General features: G+C 68.8%; 22 protein-coding genes and 2 pseudogenes. 8 read left to right on the top strand and 16 right to left on the bottom strand.

The features are described from left to right. Window positions 1–86: 86 nt before the first annotated feature. Both ACFFQA_RS37380 and ACFFQA_RS37375 read right to left on the bottom strand, forming a co-directional pair. Window positions 87–380: a hypothetical protein gene (locus tag ACFFQA_RS37380; protein ID WP_377862550.1), complete on the bottom strand. Its 294-nt coding sequence runs from the start codon at window positions 378–380 to the stop codon at window positions 87–89. Window positions 381–778: 398 nt separating this feature from the next. Then, window positions 779–1,260, bottom strand: a pseudogene (locus ACFFQA_RS37375) (transposase); the annotation flags it as partial. Between the two features lie 312 nt (window positions 1,261–1,572). Here ACFFQA_RS37375 and ACFFQA_RS37370 point away from each other — a divergent pair. Both ACFFQA_RS37370 and ACFFQA_RS37365 read left to right on the top strand, forming a co-directional pair. Continuing rightward, a complete protein-coding gene (locus tag ACFFQA_RS37370; RefSeq protein WP_377862549.1) occupies window positions 1,573–2,538 on the top strand; it encodes a glycosyltransferase family 4 protein in 966 nt (321 codons plus the stop codon). 83 nt (window positions 2,539–2,621) lie between these two features. After that, window positions 2,622–3,557 (top strand): hypothetical protein, encoded by a 936-nt coding sequence (locus tag ACFFQA_RS37365; RefSeq protein WP_377862548.1) that lies wholly within the window; start codon window positions 2,622–2,624, stop codon window positions 3,555–3,557. A gap of 118 nt (window positions 3,558–3,675) precedes the next feature. Here the strand turns inward: ACFFQA_RS37365 and ACFFQA_RS37360 are convergent, their stop codons facing one another. Both ACFFQA_RS37360 and ACFFQA_RS37355 read right to left on the bottom strand, forming a co-directional pair. After that, a complete protein-coding gene (locus tag ACFFQA_RS37360) occupies window positions 3,676–4,527 on the bottom strand; it encodes a DUF4097 family beta strand repeat-containing protein (RefSeq protein WP_377862547.1) in 852 nt (283 codons plus the stop codon). A gap of 75 nt (window positions 4,528–4,602) precedes the next feature. Then, window positions 4,603–5,112 (bottom strand): Arc family DNA-binding protein, encoded by a 510-nt coding sequence (locus tag ACFFQA_RS37355; protein WP_377862546.1) that lies wholly within the window; start codon window positions 5,110–5,112, stop codon window positions 4,603–4,605. Window positions 5,113–5,303: 191 nt separating this feature from the next. Between ACFFQA_RS37355 and ACFFQA_RS37350 the strand changes: the two genes are divergently transcribed. Then, the gene (locus tag ACFFQA_RS37350) at window positions 5,304–5,927 is read left to right on the top strand and encodes a glyoxalase (protein ID WP_377862545.1); all 624 of its coding nucleotides are present in this window, start codon (window positions 5,304–5,306) and stop codon (window positions 5,925–5,927) included. Window positions 5,928–6,114: 187 nt separating this feature from the next. Here the strand turns inward: ACFFQA_RS37350 and ACFFQA_RS37345 are convergent, their stop codons facing one another. Next, window positions 6,115–6,657 (bottom strand): hypothetical protein, encoded by a 543-nt coding sequence (locus ACFFQA_RS37345; protein WP_377862544.1) that lies wholly within the window; start codon window positions 6,655–6,657, stop codon window positions 6,115–6,117. A 561-nt stretch (window positions 6,658–7,218) separates the two neighbouring features. Between ACFFQA_RS37345 and ACFFQA_RS37340 the strand changes: the two genes are divergently transcribed. After that, entirely contained in the window at window positions 7,219–7,671 is a 453-nt protein-coding gene (locus tag ACFFQA_RS37340; RefSeq protein WP_377862543.1) for a hypothetical protein, read from the top strand. Between the two features lie 63 nt (window positions 7,672–7,734). Here the strand turns inward: ACFFQA_RS37340 and ACFFQA_RS37335 are convergent, their stop codons facing one another. The 3 genes from ACFFQA_RS37335 to ACFFQA_RS37325 all read right to left on the bottom strand — a co-directional run bounded on the left by ACFFQA_RS37335 (window position 7,735) and on the right by ACFFQA_RS37325 (window position 10,374). Beyond that, window positions 7,735–8,154, bottom strand: a complete 420-nt coding sequence (locus ACFFQA_RS37335; protein WP_377862542.1) for a hypothetical protein — start codon at window positions 8,152–8,154, stop codon at window positions 7,735–7,737. A gap of 165 nt (window positions 8,155–8,319) precedes the next feature. Beyond that, on the bottom strand, window positions 8,320–8,895 hold the full coding sequence (locus ACFFQA_RS37330) for a L,D-transpeptidase (protein ID WP_377862541.1): 576 nt from the start codon (window positions 8,893–8,895) through the stop codon (window positions 8,320–8,322). A gap of 147 nt (window positions 8,896–9,042) precedes the next feature. Next, entirely contained in the window at window positions 9,043–10,374 is a 1,332-nt protein-coding gene (locus tag ACFFQA_RS37325) for a wax ester/triacylglycerol synthase domain-containing protein (protein WP_377862540.1), read from the bottom strand. 104 nt (window positions 10,375–10,478) lie between these two features. On the opposite strand from ACFFQA_RS37325, the gene ACFFQA_RS37320 reads away from it, so the two are divergent. From ACFFQA_RS37320 to ACFFQA_RS37310, 3 genes are all read left to right on the top strand, one after another. Next, window positions 10,479–11,597, top strand: coding sequence for a hypothetical protein (locus ACFFQA_RS37320; protein WP_377862539.1), 1,119 nt, complete (start codon window positions 10,479–10,481; stop codon window positions 11,595–11,597). 33 nt (window positions 11,598–11,630) lie between these two features. Next, a complete protein-coding gene (locus tag ACFFQA_RS37315) occupies window positions 11,631–12,107 on the top strand; it encodes a GNAT family N-acetyltransferase (RefSeq protein WP_377862538.1) in 477 nt (158 codons plus the stop codon). 288 nt (window positions 12,108–12,395) lie between these two features. Continuing rightward, entirely contained in the window at window positions 12,396–13,748 is a 1,353-nt protein-coding gene (locus tag ACFFQA_RS37310; protein WP_377862537.1) for a glycosyltransferase 87 family protein, read from the top strand. A gap of 99 nt (window positions 13,749–13,847) precedes the next feature. Here the strand turns inward: ACFFQA_RS37310 and ACFFQA_RS37305 are convergent, their stop codons facing one another. Further along, the gene (locus tag ACFFQA_RS37305) at window positions 13,848–15,107 is read right to left on the bottom strand and encodes a serine/threonine-protein kinase (protein ID WP_377862536.1); all 1,260 of its coding nucleotides are present in this window, start codon (window positions 15,105–15,107) and stop codon (window positions 13,848–13,850) included. A 277-nt stretch (window positions 15,108–15,384) separates the two neighbouring features. On the opposite strand from ACFFQA_RS37305, the gene ACFFQA_RS37300 reads away from it, so the two are divergent. Then, a complete protein-coding gene (locus tag ACFFQA_RS37300; RefSeq protein ID WP_377862535.1) occupies window positions 15,385–15,837 on the top strand; it encodes a hypothetical protein in 453 nt (150 codons plus the stop codon). Window positions 15,838–15,894: 57 nt separating this feature from the next. Here the strand turns inward: ACFFQA_RS37300 and ACFFQA_RS37295 are convergent, their stop codons facing one another. The 7 genes and pseudogenes from ACFFQA_RS37295 to ACFFQA_RS37265 all read right to left on the bottom strand — a co-directional run bounded on the left by ACFFQA_RS37295 (window position 15,895) and on the right by ACFFQA_RS37265 (window position 20,973). Further along, window positions 15,895–17,100: a cytochrome P450 gene (locus ACFFQA_RS37295; protein ID WP_377862534.1), complete on the bottom strand. Its 1,206-nt coding sequence runs from the start codon at window positions 17,098–17,100 to the stop codon at window positions 15,895–15,897. Then, window positions 17,097–17,702, bottom strand: a complete 606-nt coding sequence (locus ACFFQA_RS37290; protein WP_377862533.1) for an oxidoreductase C-terminal domain-containing protein — start codon at window positions 17,700–17,702, stop codon at window positions 17,097–17,099. The genes ACFFQA_RS37295 and ACFFQA_RS37290 overlap by 4 nt, the downstream gene beginning before the upstream one ends. After that, the gene (locus ACFFQA_RS37285) at window positions 17,699–17,899 is read right to left on the bottom strand and encodes a ferredoxin (RefSeq protein ID WP_377862532.1); all 201 of its coding nucleotides are present in this window, start codon (window positions 17,897–17,899) and stop codon (window positions 17,699–17,701) included. Before ACFFQA_RS37285 ends, ACFFQA_RS37290 begins: the two co-directional genes overlap by 4 nt. 65 nt (window positions 17,900–17,964) lie before the next feature. After that, window positions 17,965–18,066 (bottom strand): annotated as a pseudogene (locus tag ACFFQA_RS37280) (TetR family transcriptional regulator); the annotation flags it as partial. Window positions 18,067–18,285: 219 nt separating this feature from the next. Continuing rightward, window positions 18,286–18,954 carry a TetR/AcrR family transcriptional regulator gene (locus ACFFQA_RS37275; RefSeq protein WP_377862531.1) on the bottom strand — a complete coding sequence of 223 codons (669 nt, stop codon included), beginning with the start codon at window positions 18,952–18,954 and terminating at the stop codon, window positions 18,286–18,288. Window positions 18,955–19,120: 166 nt separating this feature from the next. Then, the gene (locus tag ACFFQA_RS37270) at window positions 19,121–20,119 is read right to left on the bottom strand and encodes an anti-sigma factor RsbA family regulatory protein (RefSeq protein ID WP_377862530.1); all 999 of its coding nucleotides are present in this window, start codon (window positions 20,117–20,119) and stop codon (window positions 19,121–19,123) included. Continuing rightward, window positions 20,119–20,973: an MEDS domain-containing protein gene (locus ACFFQA_RS37265; RefSeq protein ID WP_377862529.1), complete on the bottom strand. Its 855-nt coding sequence runs from the start codon at window positions 20,971–20,973 to the stop codon at window positions 20,119–20,121. Before ACFFQA_RS37265 ends, ACFFQA_RS37270 begins: the two co-directional genes overlap by 1 nt. Window positions 20,974–21,299: the final 326 nt, after the last annotated feature.

Genomic DNA, 21,299 nt, shown 5'->3' with positions numbered 1-21,299 from the left:
ACGGTCACCCTCCGACTCGCCTCACCCTGATCATCCCGACGGGTTCGCGGCAGGGAAGGCACCAACAATTGGGGAAGCACGCTCACTCAGCCCCCGGCCTTTTTGATGGAGACGTCGGCCTTCATCACGTACAACCTGCGGTTGAGGAACACCACGTTCGTGCCGTCGAGGGACACGGGGCTGCACGCGGAGCCATGCTTCTGGCCCTTCTTGAGCGTGCCGGCCTGCGCCGAAGCGCCGAAGTCGTAGACGGGGGTGGACCGCTTGGCCACGACGTAGCACGGGCTCTTGGCCGCCGCGCTCGCGGCGACCGCCGTTCCACCGGTGGCGACGGCGGCGACCACGGCGCCGACAACCAGGGAGACTCGCATGATGCGCATGACTTCCTCTCACAGAGCTATCAAGGCCGCCTCGACCCCGTAACGACATTATTCAGAGAAGCGCATGAAATCGGATTCACTGTTCGGCGCAGGCCGGAGCGTTTTCTCCGATTCGGGGGATTGAATTCGATAAGGCCCTGCCGTATAGGCAAGGTCGGGTAGCTAGGGCGCGCAGTGTGTCATATCCCGTGCGGCGCGTGCCGCCGCTGATGTTTTCGCGCCCGGCCACCTTCCCAAGCTGACGGTGTCGGGTGTGGCTGGTTGCTGTACGGCAGCAAAGTACGGCAACCGGACGTCCGCGGCAGACCGCGAGCCCAGGCGGTCTTCCAGGAACTCGGCGACGGCCGCCGCGAGGCGATGGCTTTGATGCGACACGGCTTGGTGCTGGTGGAGATGGAGGAATTCGCGCGTGCCGAATGTCTGCACAGCTTGGCGGAGGAGCTGTTTCGGGTGTGCGGTGACGAGCCTCCGCGCTGCTGGAGAACGGAGGAGGCGAAGCTGGAGGCGTCGCCGATTTCCAGCAGGATGCGGGCGGCGGTCCTGACCCCGATGCCGGGCATGGAGGTCAGGCCCCGGCAAGAAGGTGCGCATCGAGCTTCCCCTCAACCTCGATTGCGACTTGTTTGCGTTGCTGGAGCACGGTTTTCTCCTCCAGTGCCGTCATGATCGCCGCGACGAGCTTGCGGCGAACTGCCTTGGTGATGCCAGCAGGCCCGCCGCAGCGGGACAGGATCTCCAGCACAGCCGGGTGGCTGCTCCGGGTGGCCTCACCGGCGAGGTCGTCGTCGAAGCCGACCAGCACATCCAGCTCGGCCAGGGCCTCGTCACCGACATCGACCGGGCGCAGGGTGCAAGGCAACGAGCGGGCGGCGTCAGCGATTCAGTGACGGTCCCGGCCTGATACCGGCAGGTCTTGGAACACCATCCGCCCGTGAACCTGGGCTGGACCACGCCTGGACCGCCCCGACCTAGCCTTGCAGCACCAGCCATCGGTCCGTCAAGCCCGTCGACCAGCGAGCAGACGGTGGCCGAGGCGTCGGCCGGGGAACTTGCCGGAGGGTACGCCCGAGGTCCCCGAACTGAGAGAGCAGCAACCGAACTCAGCGGTGGTGATCGCTTTCCTGTCCACAGTGGATACATGCCCCTGTGCACCCTCGATGAACGGGCGGCTGGGGACGAAGGTGAGGCTCTGTTGCGGGTTGTTGTGCTGGTCAACCGGTACGTCCCCAAGTACAACGCCGGTTCTGAGGTCACGATGCATCGGCTGGCCCGGGCGCTGGTAGGAGCGGGGCACGAGGTCCAGGTGGTCATCACCTGGCATCTGAGCCGGCACGGGTACCACCTCGACGGCATCCCGGTGCACCAGGTCAGTGAGCGTGACGCTGATGACCGGATCGTCCAGCTGTCTCCGGATGTGATCCTCACCCAGTACGACGAGATCGCGCGAGCCGCTTGGCTGCGTGCCCAGTACGGGATTCCCTGGGTTCAGCTCATTCACAAGGACGACGACAACTCTCGCGCGGCACTGAGGCTCCCGGCGTCGCTCAGCGTCTTCAACACCCGCTGGATCGCCGAGACGTTCGCCGACCATCCCGGCCGGTCGCTGGTGGTTCATCCTCCGGTCGACGCCGATGAGCACCGGACTCGGCCGGGGAACGCGACGACATTGGTGAACCTGATCCCTGACAAGGGGGTGGAGGTGTTCTACGCGCTGGTCGACCGGTTTCCCAGCCGAGTCTTTCTGGGGGTCATCGGCGGATACGGCAGGCAGGACATCCGCACCGACCGGCCCAACGTGCGCATCCACCCGAACAGCCCAGCCATGCGCGAGGTGTGGAGCCGGACCCGCGTGGTGTTGATGCCCAGCCTGCACGAGTCGTACGGCCTCGTCGCGGTCGAGGCCATGGTCTCCGGCATCCCGGTCATCGCCCATCCCACCCCCGGGTTGCGGGAGGCGCTGGGGCCCGGTGGCTTGTTCGCCGACCGCGACGACCTCGATGCCTGGGCGGCGACCCTCGCTGCCCTTGATGCCCCGGACCGCTACGAGGCGGCGTCCCAGTACGCGCTGGCCCGGGCGCGGACGATCACTGCCGAGAACACCGCCGAGCTGGCCGAGTTCGTCAGCGCCGTGGAAAGCGTCACCGAAGTCCGGCTGTGACCTGCCAGCCGTCCCACCCCCGGTCGGCTCGCTCCACCCCACAGATCACTTCGGGTGCTACCCGCTGGCGAGGAAGGGTCCGCATGGGCACTGTCGCGATCGTCATCCCCTACTTCAACCCCGTCGGCTACCGCTCGCACCCTCTCAAGCTCGCCCGCTCGATCGAGGCGTTCCGCCGGGCGGGTCTGGCCGATGACGTGTACCTGGCCGGAGCCGGCACACCGCGCCCGCCAGGTGTCAAGATCGCCTTTTGGGACGAGGCGTGCGCGTTCATGTGGCACAAGGAACGGCTCATCAACCTGGCGGCCCGCTGCCTACCGCCCCGCTACAGCCACATCGTGTGGTCTGACAGCGACGTGTTGGTAGAAGCCGACTGGGCGGCCGCGGTGACACACGCCTTCGCCCAAGCCCCGCTCATCCAGTGCTTCCGCATCTCCCGCTACCGGACATCCTCGGGCCCATCCGCCAAGACCTACGCCGGCACGCTGAGCTTCACCCCTGGTGCCGGTACCGGGTTCGCACCCGGATTCTGCTGGGGCGCACACCGGTCGCTGTTCACCGACGGCCCCGGTCTGTTCGACCTCGGGCTGGTCGGAGGGGGAGATTCGGTGTTCACCCTGGGCGCCGTGGGGCACCTCCCCATCCCCGCTCAACCTGAGATCCTCTCAACCCGCACAACGCTGGAAAGGGACTGGTCACCGCAGCTGTACTCCAGGTTCCTGCACTGGCGACGCCAGATGCGCCGCTGGGTCGCAGACGTCGAACCTGCCGAAGCCGACGCCCAGATCGAGGTTCTGCAGCACGGCCCACCAGCCGCCCGCGACTACTTCAACCGGCACGCACTCCTCAAAACCCTCGACCCCGACGTCCACCTCATCAACGAACAAGAGCGGACGCTGCGCTGGTCGCAACACGGCCACAAGGAGATCGAACCCTCCATCAGCGCCTACTTCCACGCGCGAGACGAGGACCGGGACTGTTCACGGAGCGGTGTTTCCGGCCCGGCACGCGGGGCTTGATGCCCGGCGGATGGGCAACTGGTGAGTGATGGCATCCGCCACCGCGGTCCTCTCCCCATGCCCGGCGACCTTCCACCTGGCGCTCGCCCAGGCGGAGCGGTAGCCGGGCCCTTTCGGGTCAGGAGCGGCTGATGGTGATGTCGCCGTAGGCGGCGTGGGCGCGCACCTCGGCGGTCTCGGCCGCCTCTCCCGGCCGGGACGGGACTTCCTCCAGGGCGTTGCGCACCCGACCGTGCCCGGTGCTCAGATCCAGCCGGGCGGCGGTGCCTTCCCTGATGCCGACCTCCAAGTCCCCCATGCCGGTCTTGAGCACGACCGTCCCCCTGACCACGTCGCCCACCTTGACGGCGCCGTTGGACGACGTGGCGTCGACCCGGTCACCGACGGCGTGGTCGACGGTGACGTCGCCGTTGGCCGCGCGCACCTGCAGCTCACCGGTGGCCGTGCCGATCTCGATGCTGCCGTTGGAGCTCTTGACGACCCCGGGGCCACCGATCTCGCCGATCTGGATCTTCCCGGTCCCCGTGGTGATCTCGGTCTTGCCCGCGCTCCGGTCGACGGAGACGTGCCCTGCCCCGGTGTCCAGGCGCAACGGCCCGGTCCGGTCCAGCCGGACGTGCCCGGCGGAGGTCTTGATCCTGCACTCGCCGAGCTCGCCCCCGCTGCGGATGTCGACCATCGCCCCTTCGCTGTCCACGCGCGAACCACGGGGCAGCTCGATCGAGACGGCGACCGACCGGCTCTTCTTGGAGAAGTCGAGCATCCGCGCCTTCGGCCCGGTGACCAGCAGCCTGCCGTCGGCGTAGTCGACCCGGGTCTGCTGCGCGGCCTTCACGTCGGAGGCGTCGTCCTTGTCGGTCGGGCGCACCTCCACCACGGTGTCGGCCCGGTCGCCGGCGGTGATCAGCACCTCCCCGACGCTGAGCTCGATCGTGACGGAAATCGGTTGCGGCGTATCGAAAATGGGCATGACAAATCCCCCTACGTGGTTCGGTGAACGTCCCCGCGGACAGGGGGACGAGTGAAAGCGAACGACCGGTGCGGGCTAGCGCCCCCAGCCGGTGTAGCGCTGCGCGCCTCGCTTGCCGATCGGGTCGGCGCGGTGGTCGCGGCCCGGTTGCCGCAACGCGGCGGAGGTGCTCCGGACCAGCCACGCGTTGACCGAGCGCCCTTCCCTGGCGGCGGCTTCCTCGATCGCGGCCTTGAGCTGCTCGGGGAGACGGAAGTTGATCCGCGCCGTCGCGGCGTCCTCGGCCCCGAAGTCCTCGGGTTCGACGTCCGGGCCCTGCGCACTGTCGAGCGGTTCGTCCAGTGGCGGTGGCGTCACCACGAAGTTCGGGTCACGCCCGCGCATCCGCAGCTCGACCGATCCCGGCGCCAGGTCCCGGGTGATCTCGTCCGCGGCCTCCGACAGCACCTCCAGCAGCGTGAGCCGGATCGCCGACCGCAGCGACACGGTTATCCGATCGGCCAGCGCCTCGGCGTCGTGCCCGCCGACCTCGACGAGTCCCGCGAGCTCCCGCCCGAGGTTCTCGACATACGAGCTCAAGTCCATGGCACCACTATGGCCCATGAATGGCGCCATGGCAAGCCATAGTGGTGCCACTTTGGCGTTTCAGCTGGTCAGCCTGGCGCCTGCAAGGCCGGGAGGTGTGGGTGAACGCAGAGACCCGGATGTGGCCGTGTGGCAAGACCGGTCAGGAATCAAGAAGCTCCGGTCGCCGAGCCGCACATAGCGTGCTGGCCATGGCATCCATCGAATCCGTCACCCTCGACGTGGCCGACCCCACGGCCGCCGACCGCTTCTACACCGCTGCCTTCGGGTTGGACACTCAGATCCGCCTGCGGGCCTCGGATGCGCCCACAAGCGGCTTCCGTGGGTTCACGCTGGCGCTCACGGTGTCCCAGCCCGCCACCGTCAACAGCCTCATCGACACCGCCCTCGACGCCGGCGCCACGCCGCTGAAGCCTGCCGTGAAGTCGTTCTGGGGCTACGGCGGTGTCGTACAAGCCCCGGACGGGACGATCTGGAAGATCGCGACCTCGGCGAAGAAGGACACCGGCGCCGCCACCCGACGGATCGACGAGATCGTGCTCCTGCTGGGAGTCGCGGACGTGGCCGCGAGCAAGCGGTTCTACGTCGACCAGGGTCTTGTCGTGGCGAAGAGCTTCGGCCGCATGTACGTCGAGTTCGCCACTGGGTCGAGTCCCGTCAAGCTGGCGCTGTACCGGCGCCGCGCTCTTGCCAAGGACGTCGGCGTCTCGCCCGACGGCACCGGATCGCACCGGCTCGTGATCGGTGGCGATGCCGGGGCTTTCACCGACCCGGACGGGTTCGCATGGGAGGCCGCGGCGACCGTGGCGCGGTGAACAACCGATGACCGACGGAGCCCGCACGAATGACCGGAGGAAGCACGACAGGCGCGCCGCCGCGTGAACGTGAAGAGAGGCTGCGCGTACCTCGCGCTTGCGCGAGGTCAGTGAGAATCGCCGGATCGACCGGCATGCACGATGGGGTCGATCGAGTCATGACGTGGATGGGCACCGGGACCACGCCTTAGCTGGCCTGCGGCATACCGAGGCGGTCCAGGAGTCGGTAGAACAGCTCCTCTGCGAACGGTTCGGTGCCGTCGAAGACCAGTTGGAGCTCATCGACCGCAGCCGGGGTCAAGCCCGACTCGTACGCCCATGCCGAAGCCCGTTGAGCTGCGGCCAGGCCCATGGGGACCGTCGCCAGGAGGCGTTGCCGAACCTGCGCCACCTCGCTTCGGTAGGCGGCGTTTTGTTCGTCGAGCGCGTTTCCGGTCAGCTCGTTGCCGTCCGCGTCAAACGGTGCGGGCGGCAGGACCAGGTGGCTGAGCACGCGCTCGAAGTTGAGGTAGGTCATCCAGCGTCCCGAGGGGTGGCTGACCGCCGTGAGTCGCGCGCCGTCGCTGTCGTAGATCTCGGCGTTGAGGACGGACCCGGTCTCGGCGAGCGCGTCGCAGGTTCCGTCGGGCAGTCCGTCCCACACCCGCCAGCCACGCCATGGATCGGGCCATCGCGAGTCATCGATGGACTCGACGTCGGCACGCTTACCGGCTGATATCAGCTCGGCCACCGGCTTAGGCGACTGACACACCACAAGCGTTCCCCAGAAGCCCATGAGGACGACAAAGTAAGGAGCATGATCATTGCGGTCAACCCCATCCGACGATCTCGCGACCGGGAGCTTGGTGATCTGAGCCCGGGCGATGGCCGGTGCGCGCGCTACGTGGTCAGGAAAGGCCGATGAGAACCAGGCAGCGCACAACGGGTGAGGATCCGCCATCTGCACAGCTCACAGCGAGATCGAACGAAATCGATCTTGAGAATCCACACTGCGGGACACCCGCGCGAAACTGGAGAGCGACGTCGATCTCTGGGTCGCGACGTCGGGCTCCCCTGGCGGCGTCCACCTCATCCCGCTCTCGTACCTCTGGGACGGGACCGCGTTCCTCGTCTCGACGCCGCGCGCCTCGGTCACCGGCCGCGGCGCATCCAGGCCTGGTGTGAAGCGAACGAGCTGCCGGGACGCGACCTCCTGCGCGACGGCCGCTGGCTCGGCTGACCACCGCACGGGAACACCCACCGCCCGGCGAGTGGTGCGGCTGGGCCCAGGAGCTCTGCCACGACGGGGACCATGGTGTTGGCCGTCAAAGGGATCACCTACCGCGTCGACGACATCCCGCCCGAGCGCGCCGGGGAGGACATGCGGGTGATCCGGGAGGGGCTGCGCTGCGGCACCGTGGTGCTCGACGGTGCCGACCTCGATCGCCAGCTCACCGCGGCCATGGCGGCGCTGGAGGCCGGGCTCGACGTCTGGGTGCAGCCGAACCTCGCCGACCGGCCGCACGCCGAGGTGCTGGCCAACCTCGCGCGCCGTGGCCGGGGCGGAGCGGCTGCGCGCCGAGTACCCCGGGCGGGGCACGCTCATCGTGGGCTGCGAGTTCTCGTTGCGGTTGCGCGGAATGCTGCCGGGCCGCGCGAGTTCGTCCGGCTCCAGGTGCTGATGCGCTGGTGGTTCTTCGACCGAGGATCTGGACCTGGCAGGGGTCGGTGTCGTGAAGGTCATCCCCGGCGATCCGCGCTGTGAGCCGAAGGAAGCCTTCCACGCGGTGGCGCGGTCGTCCGGCGTGGCTGTACCCGGCAGAGCCGCTCACAGGGCGCTTTCCTCCACATCGGCGTGGTCCAGCCCGTGCTCACGCAGCAGCTCCAGTGCTCGCTCCGACACGACCAGCTTGCTCAAGTCGATACCGAGGTCGTCGCGGTAGGGATCGCCGGTGAAGCGAAGCCACTTCCAGGCGGGAAGTGGCTCCTCGATCAGCTCCTCGCCTTCCGATGACAGGCTGATCCGCACCTCGTCGAACACCGCCCCGGTGAGGCCGGTGTCGGTGATGGCGTCCGCCAATGTCTCGGTGACGATGAAGCAGGGTGCGCATTCCAGGATGGCATCGCCCAGCCAGTTGGCGAAGCGGAACTCGAAGCGGGCGACCGCGGCCGGTTGGACCGTGCGGTCGAAGACGGTGTTGTCGCCGAAGTCGCCAGCGACTTCCGGCTCAACTATGTAGTACGTCATCTGCTTCTCTGCTCGTCACTGGATGCCGCGGTTGAACGAGGTGCCGCACTGGTCGTCGATCGTGGTGGCGAAATCGAGGAGCTGTTGTTTTCCTGCCGCTCCAGCTCTGTGGGCCGACATGACGGAGGGGCGCCTCGCGGGAGACGCCCCGTTGCCTTGTGGTGCTCAGCGAACGACCTGAACCACGTCACCGATCTTGAGGGTGGCGAAGTACATCTGCGAAGCCGCCGCCGACAGCCGGATGCAGCCGTGCGACAGGTTGCGCAGATTGCCCTGGTGGAAGGCGACACCACGGTGGAAGAACACCGCGTTCGGCATCGGCGCGAAGTTGAAGAGGCTGCTCCTGTGGTACTTGCTCTTGAACTGCACCCTGAAGGTTCCGACCGGCGTGCGAAAACCCTCGCGGCCGTGGGTGATCGGCACCGGGCCGTAGACCACCTTGCCGTCGCGGAGCAACCAGGTCCTGTTGGACGACAGGTCGACGCACGCCCTGGCCTTGCGGTTCGGGCACGGGGCCACGCCCCTCGCCTCCGGCTGAGGCTGAGGCTCCAGGCCGGGTTGGCCCGTCTCGGTGTTCGGCATCTGAGAGCCCGTCCCGGACGGCTGGCCGGCGAAGGGAACCCTCGGCTGTTCTGATGTCGCCGCGCTGGTCAACGGATTGTGCTGGACCGCGTTCTGCGCGTGGGAAACGGTCGGCATCGCCAGTAGCAGTCCTGCCGCGGCCAGCGACGCCACGGTCACCACAGTCTTGTGCGCATACACATCGCACCCCCAAGTTCTGCCGGAATGGCACCAAGTGGAGCCATCGGAGTGGTGGCTCGCCTCTTCTACGCCATTCCTCGAACCCGGGTTGCTTTCGATTGCGAATTTACCTAGAAAGGTTCATTTTCAGGAAAGGGGAATGCGGGGCGCGGACGGCCTCGGGGGAATCACGTCACCCTGCGGCGGCAGCGCCGCGAGCTCATCCACCTTCTCTGCCCACAGTCGACACAACGTGCCGGGGTCGGCGATGCCCGCATCCGCGGTCACCTGCAGAACGAGCTTGCCGGAGTGCCGGACCAGGAGGGCGCCGAGGGGACGGTGCCGGGGCAGGTGGCCCAACGCCATCATCTCGGGCATCGTGCCCCCGGCACAGGTCATGCCGGCACCGCGCTGGACGACGTGGCTGGCGATGATGTCGACCTGCTGTCGCGACAGGGAAATCGCGAACATGACGCGGATCAACCAGCCAGGCAGGACCGCCCGGGCGATCCGCATGACAGGCATGCTCCGAGCCTTCTCCGCGCTGCTCGCCGCGGCGACCACGTGGAGTCGGCGCACCGGATCAGGCTCGTCACACGGAAGCCGGATGCGCAGCGCGCCGATGTTGTTGCCGAGCTCGACCGGATCGGCACCATCGCGCAGGTCGCACGGCACGAACGTCCACACAGGACGGATACCCCGTCGCCACGGGGTGTGCGGCCACTCGCGCAGCGCTCCGGCGAGGGCTGACAGGAACGCCTCGTTCGAGGTGACCCCATGTCGCGCGGCAGCGGCGCGCAGGCGGTCGTCGTCGAGGTGGGCCCAGGCCATCCGCCGCTGACCGGTGAGCCCAGAGGCGGTGAACGCAGGCCCGGTCAACGGGACCATCCGGCGTGCCATCCGTGGCAACGCCCAGCCGAGCCTCGCGGTCTCACGCAGCCTCCGGCCGAGCGGCATCGGCTGCTCCGGCGAGCACGTGATGGACGCGGCGGTGACGCGGTCACCGAAGAGCCTGCGCAAGACCTCGATGACCGACACCGCGTCGAAGAGCGCGTGGTTGACCCGCAGCGCCACCCACTGACTGCCGTCGAGAGGTTCCAGCACCAGCATTTCCCACAGCGGCCGATCACGCGGGAGCACCGTGTTCGCGGCTCGTTCCAGCGTTCGGGCAACACTCGCGACACCGTTGACCCGATACAACGGCACATCGCGGACGTGCCAGGTCAGGTCCGGGTCCGTGGTCCTCCATTGTGGACTGCGCCAGCGGTGTCCCGGTTGGTCGAGGACGAACGTGAGATCGGGAACCTCCGGCAGGCGTGCGGCCACCAGCGCGCGCAGGGCCGATGCGGACAGCGCGGTGGTGGTGAACCGACAGGCGATGCCGAACTCCAGCGAGGTGTGGCGACCCCGCTTTTCGTAGTTGAGCAGCGCCCAGTCCTCCGGCCTGAGCCGCCGTGGCGGGACAGCAGCGCCCGTCATCGTCACCTGACCTCAGTTTCATCCCGTCGCGAGGGCACACCGGACCGGCTCGCGCCACGATTGTCCCGCGAAACTCGCTTGTCCTGGTTCCTAGGGTCATGGGCGTGGGGAGCGACAAGACGCCCGTGCTCTGGGTGACTGGGGCACCCGGCGCGGGGAAATCGACCACCGGCTGGGGCCTGTACTCGCGCATCGCCGGGCAGGGCGGAAGCGTCGCCTACGTCGACATCGATCAGCTCGGCCTGATCGGCCCCCCTCCAGGGGGCGGCGCGGCGAGCCACGGGATCAAGGCGGACAACCTGATCCGGGTGATCGCCACACTGCGGTGCCGAGGTGTGCGGCAGGTGATCGTCTCCGGTGTCGTGGATCCCCAGCGGGGCATCGAGCCGTACCTCGCGGGCAGGGCCGAACTGACTGATGTCGACGTCACCCTCGTGCGTCTGCACTGCGATCGGGAGGAGTTGCGTCGCCGGTTCCTCGGTCGTGGTTCGCCAGCCGATCTGGTGGACGAGCTGTTCAACGTGGCCGACGAGCTCGACCGCTCCGGTTTCGGCACCCTTGTGGACACGACCGGGCAGAGCCCGGATGACACCGTCGACGCCTTGATGCGGTGGTGCGTCGTCCGCACTGGCCCGGTTCACCCGCTGCCCGCGGCTCCCACCGATGACGCGGTGCCGCCGGCACCGGTGATCGTCGTGTCCGGCGCCACCGCTGTGGGCAAGTCCACCGCCGCGTGGAGCGTGCTGCAGAACCTCTGGCAGGACGGCGTTCCCACCGCGTACATCGACGTCGACCAGCTCGGCTTCATCCACCCAGGACCGGATTCCCTTGTGGAGGCCGCACATCTCGCGACGCTGTGGCGTGGCTACCAGCAGGCCGGCGCCCGAGTGCTGCTTGTCGTGACCCGCGATCCGGGATCGGTGATCCCGAACTCGCCCACGGTCGTCCGCCTGGATGCCGACGCCGCGACACTGGCGGACCGCGTCCGACGCCGGGCAGAGGGCGAGTCGGCCCTGCTCGCGGGCGACGAGCTGCGCGGAGCGCCGCCCACCGTTCAGCGTCAGGTAGCTGTTCGAGCGGCCGCCGAAGCCGAACGACTGCGAGAATCCGGAACGGGCCAGATCGTTCTCGACACGACAGGGCAGAGTCCCGACGAGACATCAGCAGCGTTGTTCGACGCGCTGCGCCCGGTCCTGGAGCAGTTGTCCGCGCGCCCAGCCTGAACAGCAGCCAACCGGAGGCGGGAAGTGAACGGCATGACGTCCCCTCGTGTGCGCCTGGTCGAGATCACCGACGAGAACCGCGACGCGGTGTGCGCCCTGCGCGTCGACCCCGCGCAGGAGCGCTTCGTCGCATCAGTGGCCAGGTCACTGGAGGAGGCCGCGTCGACGCCTGAGGGCGAGCCCTGGTACCGGGCCGTCTACTCAGCGGACGAGCCGGTCGGCTTCGTGATGCTCAGCTGGAACGTGCCGCCCGGCCGACCGGGCATCATCGGGCCGTACTTCCTGTGGCGGCTGCTCATCGACAGGCACCACCAAGGCCGTGGGTTCGGCCGCGAAGCACTCGACCAGGTCGTCGATCTCGTGCGCGCGGACGGTGCCACCGAACTGCTCACCAGTCACCAACCGGGCGAGGGTGGACCGGGACCGTTCTACCGACGGTTCGGATTTCAGCCCACCGGCGAGATCGACAACGGCGAGACCGTCCTCCGTCTCGACCTTTCCCGCCACTGATCTGAGCATCCTTCGAATTCGGCCTCCGCAGAGGAACTCGGCCGCCCGCGCCGTCGCCGCCGACGTTGTCGTCACTCGAAGCGGGTTGTGAACCACTACACCGGCTAGCACCCCTGCGCATTCTCGTGCTGCCCCGGCGGACACGAGCCCGGAGCGCCGCCAGACTCCATGACGAACGCGGCGAATGCGAGTGCCTCGGCGACGGGGATCCCGCAGGAGATCACGGGAAAGACGCCGTGGCCAGCGGCTGCCGCCGTCACGGTCGGCGACGAAACGCAAGGGACGTCAGTGGAAAAGCTCCTCCGGATCACCAGAAATCCGCATGCCGTCCGCGCTTTCGTCGTTGTCGTCTGCACCGTCGGACTGGTGCTGGTGGTCCGCTCCCTGTTGACGGATCACATCGACCTCCTCGTCTACCGGGAAGCCGGTCGAACGGTGCTCGGCGGCGGGGCGTTGTACGAGCGGGAACTGTTGCCGGGCTTCAACTTCACCTACACACCGTGGGCGGCGATCCTGTTCACCCCGCTGGCACTGGTGCCGGAGGGGGTCGGCGACGCCGTGGCCGTGTTCGGCAACAGCGCGCTGTTGGTCTTCGCGGCGTGCACGTCGTGGCGCGCGCTCGGCACCGACCGGCGCAGCACCACGACGGCGCTGGGCCTGATGACAGCGAGCGTGGCACTGGTGCTCGAACCGGTGCAGACGACTGTCCACATTGGTCAGGTGAATCTTCTGCTGCTCGCGGTCGTCCTGGTGGACCTGCTCCGGGACGACCGCGGGCCGGCCAAGGGGATCTGGGTCGGGATCGCAGCGGGGATCAAGCTCACTCCGCTGTTCTTCGTGCTCTACCTGCTGGTGACAAGGCGGTTCCGGGCCGCGGCAACGGCTCTCGGCGCTTTCGTCGGCACCGTCGTGGCCGGGTTCGTCCTGCTGCCCGCGGACTCGGCGACGTTCTGGCTCGGCGGCACGTTCGCCAGCCCCGCCAGGGTCTTCACCGATCCGACCGATCCGGGCAACCAGTCGGTGCGCGGGCTGCTGGTCCGCTGGTTCGGAGACTCGGCGACGACCCAGGTGGCGTGGCTGGTCGTCGTGCTCGCCGTCGCGGCGGCCGGGCTGGCGGTCGCGGCGTGGGCGAGCCGCCGGGGCGCGGAGCTGCTCGCGGTGACCTTGTGCGGCCTGTGCTCGGCCGCGGTGTCCCCGTGGTCGTGGGGGCACCACTGGGTGTGGCTGGTGCCGTTGCTGGTCTTCGCCGCCCACCAGGTTCTGCTCCAGAGCCACCGGTGGCCGCTCTGGGCCGCCCTGGTGGGGCTGACGGCGTTGACCTTCCCGAAGGTGGTCCGCATCGGGATGCCCCCACCGGGGACGCCGTTGGACCCCCGGACCCCCGAGCTGGTGATCGCCTTCCTCGGCAACCTGTACCTGGTGATCTTCGCGAGCGCGCTGGCGGTGAGCGCCCTGTACCTGCGGAGCAGGGCTTCGAAGCGACCCGAGCCGGGAACCGCATCCGCGAACCCGTTGTCCCCCAACGCCGCTGACGTGCACGGCGGCACGGACGAGGCTAGGCCGTGTCCTGTAAGCGGTGACACCACCTCGCCATCCCCGGCGCCCGGCACCCACCCCTCCTTTCGCGTTTTGTCACCTTGATGCGAAATGGGAGCGCTCTCTTGCGCATCAAGGTGACACAACGCGAAAACTGACCACGCCGGCCAGGTCCACGCGCACGCGGCGCCGACGTGCGCGAGGCTAGTTCGCGGCGGGCCGGATGGGATCGATCTCCACCTGCCCGCGGTCACCCACCGGACCGTAGGTCCAGGGCATGGTCACGACGTCGGGCACCTGCGGCAGCCCCAGTTCCAGCCGCACCGGCACCTTGGGCGGCGTGGCCCCGTTCCTGTCCTCGATGTGCCAGCTGATGGGGATCTCGGCCGCGAAGTCGTCCAGCATCTCCACGGGCATCGGCTCTCCGGTCCCGTCGCCGAAGCGCAAGGGCAGTGCGGACCCGTCGCCGAGGACGAAGCGCACGTCGCGGAAACGGCCGAACAGCTGACAGGGCCGACCGGTCCAGCCCATCGTCAGGTACGACTTCCGCTGGGTGTACTCGTAGGGGTTCGTGTCGACCGGTCCCATCGCCACCTTCACGTCGGCGGCCCGGCACAGGTTCGGGTCCACGACCGCGTGCTGGTCGTGGGTGGTGGGCCAGAGCAACCAGGACACCACGACGCCGGTCGCGGTCAGCACAGCGGCGCCACCGACCAGGGCCACCCGTCCCCTGCCCGTCCCCCACCCGTGCTCGGCCAGGTCCCTGAGCTCGTCGGCGAGGACGCGAGCCGAGGGCCACCGGTGGCGCGGGTCGGACCGCAGCGCGCGGCGCACGACCCTGCCGAGCCTCCCCGGGAGGGGACGCTTCGGTGGCTGTCCCACGGTGCTGCCCGCCAGCAGCCGGTGCGCCAGCGCGCCCAACCCGTAGACGTCGGTGCGCTCGTCGACCACTCCGCCGGGCGCGGCCTGCTCTGGAGCCATGTAGCCGGGAGAACCGGCGACCTGGGTGAGCCCGGAGCTGTGCGCGAGCGCCTTCGCCAGCCCCAGGTCGGCCAGCACCACGCGGCCCCGGTCGAGCAGCACGTTCGAGGGTTTCAGGTCTCGGTGGACGACGTGCATCGAGTGCAGCACGACAACGGCCTCGGCGACCTCGACCAGGTGGCGCAGCGCCTCGTCCACCGGCAGCTCGCCCTGGCCGAGCAGGTCCTCAAGACTGCCGTCCTCGGCCAGCACCGTCACGAAGTACGGACGGCCGTCCTCCAGCTCCCCGTAGTCCAGCACTCGCAGGACGCGGTCGGAGTCCGCCTGCCTCAGCAGCTTCGCCTCGGCGAGGAACCGCTCGCTCACGTCGAGGTGCCGCGACCAGTTGTCGGCGAGCACCTTGATCGCCACCGGAGCGTCGAGCACGTCGTCGTGACCGCGCCACACCGTGGCGAATCCCCCCGTGCCCAGCAGGCCCGACACCCGGTATCGGCCAATCGCGTCGATGCCGCCCTCCTCGCCGTTGTCGTCGTCATGCTAGGCGAACAGGACGCCGCGCCCCTCGCGACATGGGCACCGGCCGAGACCTTTCAGCCCTGGCTGAACCGGGTGCAGCTCCACCATCGGGAGTCCACAGTGGACACTGTGTTTCGCTGGCCACTACCCGTTGTGGCACAAAGACTTCGGTCGAGCGCGAAATGCCGGGGCGGGACGCAACCGCGTCCCGGCCCCTCTCGTCGGGCGGACCGTGATCACAAACATGAGCCGCGCACTGCGGACGACCGCGCGCGCCCTGGTGCTGACCACCGCGCTGATCGCGACCAACGCGTCGGTTGCCAGTGCCGGCACCGAAAGGGGCCTGTTCGGCACCTGCTCGAAGTCGGGCCATTCCGCCGACTTCGAGGTGCGCTACCGGCACAACGGCAACGGCGTGAGCATCCTCTCGTACTACTGGGAAATCGACAGCGGCCACGGCAACAAGAACAACGTCGAGTACTGGCTGATGCGGGTCCAGCCCGGAGCGGACGCCGTCGTGGACCACTGGAAGTCCGGCGACAACGTCAAGGCCGGCCGGACCAAGCGCGAGGTGAACAAGACCATCAAGAAGCGCGCGAAGGGCAACGACTACTACTTCAAGATCAAGATCACCTTCGACGTCCGCGGCGAGGCGGACCCCACCTGCACCACCACGCAGGGATCCATCTACGTCTGACCGGCAAGAGAACGAGCCCCCTCCGGCACGCCGAAGGGGGCTTTCCGCTGTCCGGGGTCACCAGGTCACGGGCAGTTCGTAGACGCCGTAGACGAACCCGTCGTGCTTGAACGGGATCCGGTCGAAGTCGGTGGCCAGGCGCAGACCGGGAACGCGCCGGTACAGCGTGCGGTAGACGACCTCCAGCTCCAGCCGGGCGAGGGGCTGGCCGAGGCACTGGTGCACCCCGAAGCCGAAGGCGATGTGGTGGCGGGCCTGGCGGGTGACGTCGATCCGGTCGGGGTCCGGGAAGGCCTCGGGGTCGCGGTTGGCGATGTCGTTGGGCAGGACCAGCCCTTCCCCCGCGCGGACGAGCCGGCCCGCGACCTCGAAGTCCTCCAGCGCGACGCGGCGGCGCCCGCCCTGGGTGATGTTGAGGTAGCGCAGCAGCTCCTCGACCGCGCCGGTGACGACCTTCGGGTCGTCGGAGTCGCGGACCAGGGCCAGCTGGTCGGGGTGCCGCAACAGGGTCAGCGTGCTCAGCGCGATCATGTTGGCGGTGGTCTCGTGCCCTGCGATGAGCAGCAGCACGGCCATCTCCGTCGCGCCCTGGTGGGTCAGCTCCCCCGCCTTGATCCGCTCGCCGAGCCTGGAGAGCAGGTCCGCGCCGGGGTTGTCCAGCTTCGCGCCGACGAGCGCGCCGAGGTACTCGGCGAGCCTGCCCGACGCCGCCGCGCGTTGCTCGGGCGTGGAGTTGCGGTTGATCAGCGTCTTGCTGTTGCTCTGGAAGAAGTCGTGGTCGGCGTAGGGGACGCCGAGCAGGTCGCAGATCACCAGCGACGGCACGGGCAGCGCGAACGCCTCAACCAGGTCAACCGGCTTGGGACCGGCCACCATCTCGTCGATCGCGTCGTCGACGATCTTCTGCACGGCGGGCCGCATCGCCTCGACCTTCTTCACCGCGAAGGTGGCGCCGACCATCCGCCGCAGCCGGGCGTGCTCAGGGTCGTCCATGCCGATGAAGCTCAGGCTCGCGTTGCCGGGCGCATGGCGCGGGTAGGTGGGATGGGTCATGTCGGCGCTGACGCGGGGGTCGGTGAGCACGGCGCGCTGATCGGCGTACCGGGTGACCAGCCACGGGGTGCTGCCGTCCCAGAGCCGGACCCTGGTGAGCGGCCCCTGCTCCTGGAGGTCGCGGAGTCCCGGGGGCGGGTCGAACGGGCAACGCTGTGCCCTGGGCATCGGGTACTCGGGAATCCGGGCCGGGTCCGCCGTGCTCGTCATCGTCGTCCTTCCGATAGGTGGGGCACGCGCGGTTCGCCGAGGAGGGACTGGCGGTGCTGCCGCGCCTGCTTGGGCATGTTCCAGCCGAGAACAGCGACGGGGTCACCGTCGCGGTGGTAGAGCGCGACGAAGCGGCGGGAGGCGAGGTCTCCCTCCACGACCGTCACGTCGGCGTCGGCGGTCGGCACGCCGTGGACGTGGATCCTGGCGTCGAACTGATCGGTCCAGTAGTACGGAACCGGGGCATAGAACCGTTGCTCGCCAAGGAGATTGTCGGCCACGACGGCGGCGTCCGCGCGAAGCGCGAGCCCTCCTGCGGTGGAGACGGTCCGCGTGGGCACGTCCAAGGCGACCGCCGGGTCACCGAGGACGAACCGCGCGCCGAGCGCGTCCGGCACGTCCTCACTTCGCAGCTGGGCGCGATCCGGCGACCACGCCCCCGCAAGGACCTGTTTGGACAGTGGCGGCCGGTCGTACGGGCGACGGGACTCCTCGCCCAGCAGTGTCAGCTCGCCGGTGTACCCCTTGCGGCGCAACGCTTCCGCAGTGGCCAGACCGGCGGCGGACGCTCCGACGACCAGGACGCCGGAGGGTTTGCTCACGCCTTCTCGCTGAGCGAGATGGCCGCCGCGGGACACACGTCGGCGGCCTCGCGGACCACGGCGTGCAGGTGCTCCCCCGGCTCGGCGTCGAGCAGCACCACGACACCGTCCTCGTCGCGCTGGTCGAACACGTCGGGCGCGGCCAGAACGCAGGACCCCGCGCCGCAGCACTTGCCCTCGTCCACTGAGACCTTCATCTGTTGCACTCCTTCGTTGGCCGGTGTCACCGGCCGGTCGCTGTGACCGGCGCCGGCCACAGCCCGACGATCGCGGCGATCAGGCCGGTCTTCGTCCCGAAGTGGTAGCCGACGGCGAAGTCGTCGCCCTGCCCCGCCACCTCCTCGACCTGCCGGTTGGACACGGCGCTCGGCTCGCACCCCGGCGACCCCCTCGCGTCGATCTTGTTCACCCCCAGCTAAGCGGGTTCGGCGAATTGAGTCAATCGACTGACTTAAATTGGTGATCGGCCGATGCCGCGCTGGGGGGTATGTCCGTTCAGCTCCGGCGAACCGGACGCACCCGGTGCGCGGTATCGCCTGCCGCGCGCCGTGGACCACCCGCTGGAGCGGCTCGGGGTGAGCTGTCAGGACCTTCGCGTGACCGGGGCCAGCCACAGCCCCGTGATCGCGTCGACGAGTCCCGTCGCCGCCTCGTCCCAGGTCGCCCTCGCCGTCGCGGTGCGGTCGGCGAGGGCGCGCTCGCGCTCGGCGAAGACGTGCACCATGAGGTGGGCGATCATGTCGCTGCGCTCAGCGCGCACCTCGGCGGGCAGCTCGCGCAGGCACCCGTCGAGCCCGCTGAGCACCTGGCGCAGCGACGACGTCGCCATGGCCTCCTCGACCATGATCCCCCGGAAGGCCGGGTCGGTCATGACCTGCGCGCCGAACCTGGCGAACCACGTGGGATCGCCGAGCGAGTCCAGGTGGGTGGCGACCGGGCGGACCAGGCAGGCGATCCAGTCCCGCACGTCGGCGGACTCCCCCGCCTCGGACACCATGTCCAGGCGCAGCGACTCGATCCGCTCGGTGTGCCTGCGCACGATCGCCCGCACGAGGTCGGCCTTGGTGCCGAAGTGGTAGCCGACGGCGGCGTTGTTGCCCTGCCCCGCGGCCGCGCTGATCTGGCGGTTGGACACCGCGTACAGCCCCTGCTCCGCGAAGAGCCGCTCCGCGGTGGCGAGGATCTGCTGGCGGGTGGCGCCGACCTGCTCCGCCCGTGAGGTTCTGCCGACGTCGGTCACCACGGTCACCACCGTACCGGCACTTCGCGCAGCCCTCAGACCACCAGCTCCCCGACCCGGTTCAGCTTCCCTGCTGCCAGGGCAAGGCTCGGCACGGTCGACGGTCGACCGCGAGACCGCTGGTGTCCCCACCGGGGTCACGCGGTCCCGTTGACCACCCCGACCGCCACCGGGTTCCTCAGCCGGGAGAACCGATAGCGGCCAGCAACGTCTGCTCGGAACGTGGCCCGGGGAAGTGCAGGCGCACGGTGTAACCGGCCGCTCCGGACCGGATGTCCACGTGTTCGCAGACTTGGAAGGGGAACCAGAGCTCGTCGCCGGGCTCGGGTTCGACGGCGGGTGGCCGGTAACCGAGGAACCGGTCCGGGAGGCGTCCGCCGGGGTCGTGCACCTCGCACACGAGGTTCCCCCGGTGCGCCCACACCCGGACGGCGGCGCGCCCGCTGCCGTGGCTCGCGACGTAACCGGCGATCTCCCCAACGGCGACCGTCCACAGGGAGATCGCCCCACCGGTGAGTCCCAGCACGTCCGCCTGGGTCGTGGCGAACTCGCGCACGCTCCGCAGGTCTCCGGTGAAGGGCAGGGCCGCGGCGCGGGCAGGAGGCGGCGGCAGGGGGTCGGCGTCGCAGCGCGCGGCGAACTCCTGCGGCTCGACGAACTCCGGACAGGTGTGGGCCGCATGCCCCTGCACGTGGGCGGGATGGGTCCGCCGGGCGTCGGCGATGATGGCCGGGTCCACCACCCGCGTGTCGTACGGGCAGATCATCCAGATGTTGGTGGCGGCCAGGATGCTGTTGAGGCCGGACTCCAGGCGCTTCCACTCCACCACCTCCTGCCGGGAGCGCCCGAACCAGACCGGTTCGGCCAGGATGCGAACGTGTTCGGCCGCCGGAGTGGAGCGGCGCTTCCAATAGCGGTCGAAGCTTGCCACCCGCTGCGGTGGGCGACGCCCGAAGTAGGCCGTGTCGGCGTACTCCACGTCGTCGGCGCACGATCCGAGGGCCTCGTTCAGCACGTCGATGTTGGCAGCGGTGACCGCGGCCAGGACGGGCTCGTTCCGCGCCAGGCCGTCCTCGACGAACGGCACGGCCATGGCCAGAAACTCGTCGTTGGACCCGTAAAAGCACGCCTGGTGCACGAACGCTGCTCCGGCAGCCGTTGCCTGTTGGTGGCTCATCAGTTGGTCATCCCCTCTACGAGGCGCAGCGCAGGCAACTGGTCCCATCCATAGATCCTCAGGATCGTGCGGATGATCGGCGCCGGTGAGCGCAACACGAACCGGCAGTCCACGCAAAGACCACTGGCGACCCGGGCGATCGTGCTCACGGCGGTCACATCGGCGTAGTGCACCGCGGTGAGGTCGAGATGGAATTCGCGGTCGTCACGGAAGGCGGTTTCCAGTGCGGCGTACAGTTCGGCGATGTTCGACTTGTCGAGCTCCCCGGCCAGCCGCAGCCCCGGGACATCGGAAAGCGGTGTCATCCGAATCACGGGTTCCCGTTGCTGGACCTGTTCGGCGGTCAACGCCACGGTGTGCTGCCGCCGCACGGTGTCCATGAGATCCCGGGAGAACTCTCGCTCGTCGTAGTGGCAGGCCAACGTCAACCCAGCGGGCCGGTCCTCGGCGAACAGCGTGCGCAACCGCTGCTCGTACTCGACCACCCCGGCGACGCCGCCGGTCCCGCGCGAGACCGCGCGCATGTCCACACACGCCCGCAAGCCGCCGAAGCCGTCACTCGCGGCCTCGCTCGCCGAGGTGGAGAGCAGGCTCAGCACACGCTCCACATCGAACGCGTCCCGGGTCAGGGCGAGTTCGGTTGTCGGCAAGACCACCGCCTGTCCCCTGGCGATCACCGACTCCACGCCCGGTCCCGCGTCGGCGATCCAGCTCAGGAAACCGTCCGAAGACGCGTCGTCAGTGACATAAGCGATCTTGTCGCCGTGTTCCAGGGCGGCGACGAACTGCACGACCAAAGCCTGACGATTCTCATCGTCCGCGGCAAAAGAAAGACAAAGGTGGTCGCCGGCCATCCACGGTCGCACCATAGTGAATCCTTCCGAACGAGACACCAACAGTAACCCACAGCCAGCCCCGCCGAGGACCCGTTTCGATATCAGGTACTAATAATTTCACCCCACCAAAGCAAAATACATCCGCCGCGCCCACCGCTTTCACACTTCACCGCACAACTTCACGCGGCTCTCACGAATCAGCAAAAATGTCTGGACTGCCGGGTTCGCCGCCTTCTTCGAATCACTGGTGGAACCACTGCCGGGAATCGGAATCCTGCGGAGCAGGAAGGCGGAGCTCCACCCGGACGAGCTCTAGCAGCTGCCCGCGCGGCCCCAGCCGTCCT

It is taken from the genome of Allokutzneria oryzae (genome assembly GCF_042429765.1).
Classification (GTDB): domain Bacteria; phylum Actinomycetota; class Actinomycetes; order Mycobacteriales; family Pseudonocardiaceae; genus Allokutzneria; species Allokutzneria oryzae.
The sequence above is the reverse complement of the archived record's forward strand: the minus strand, read 5'-3'. Positions and strand labels throughout refer to the sequence as shown.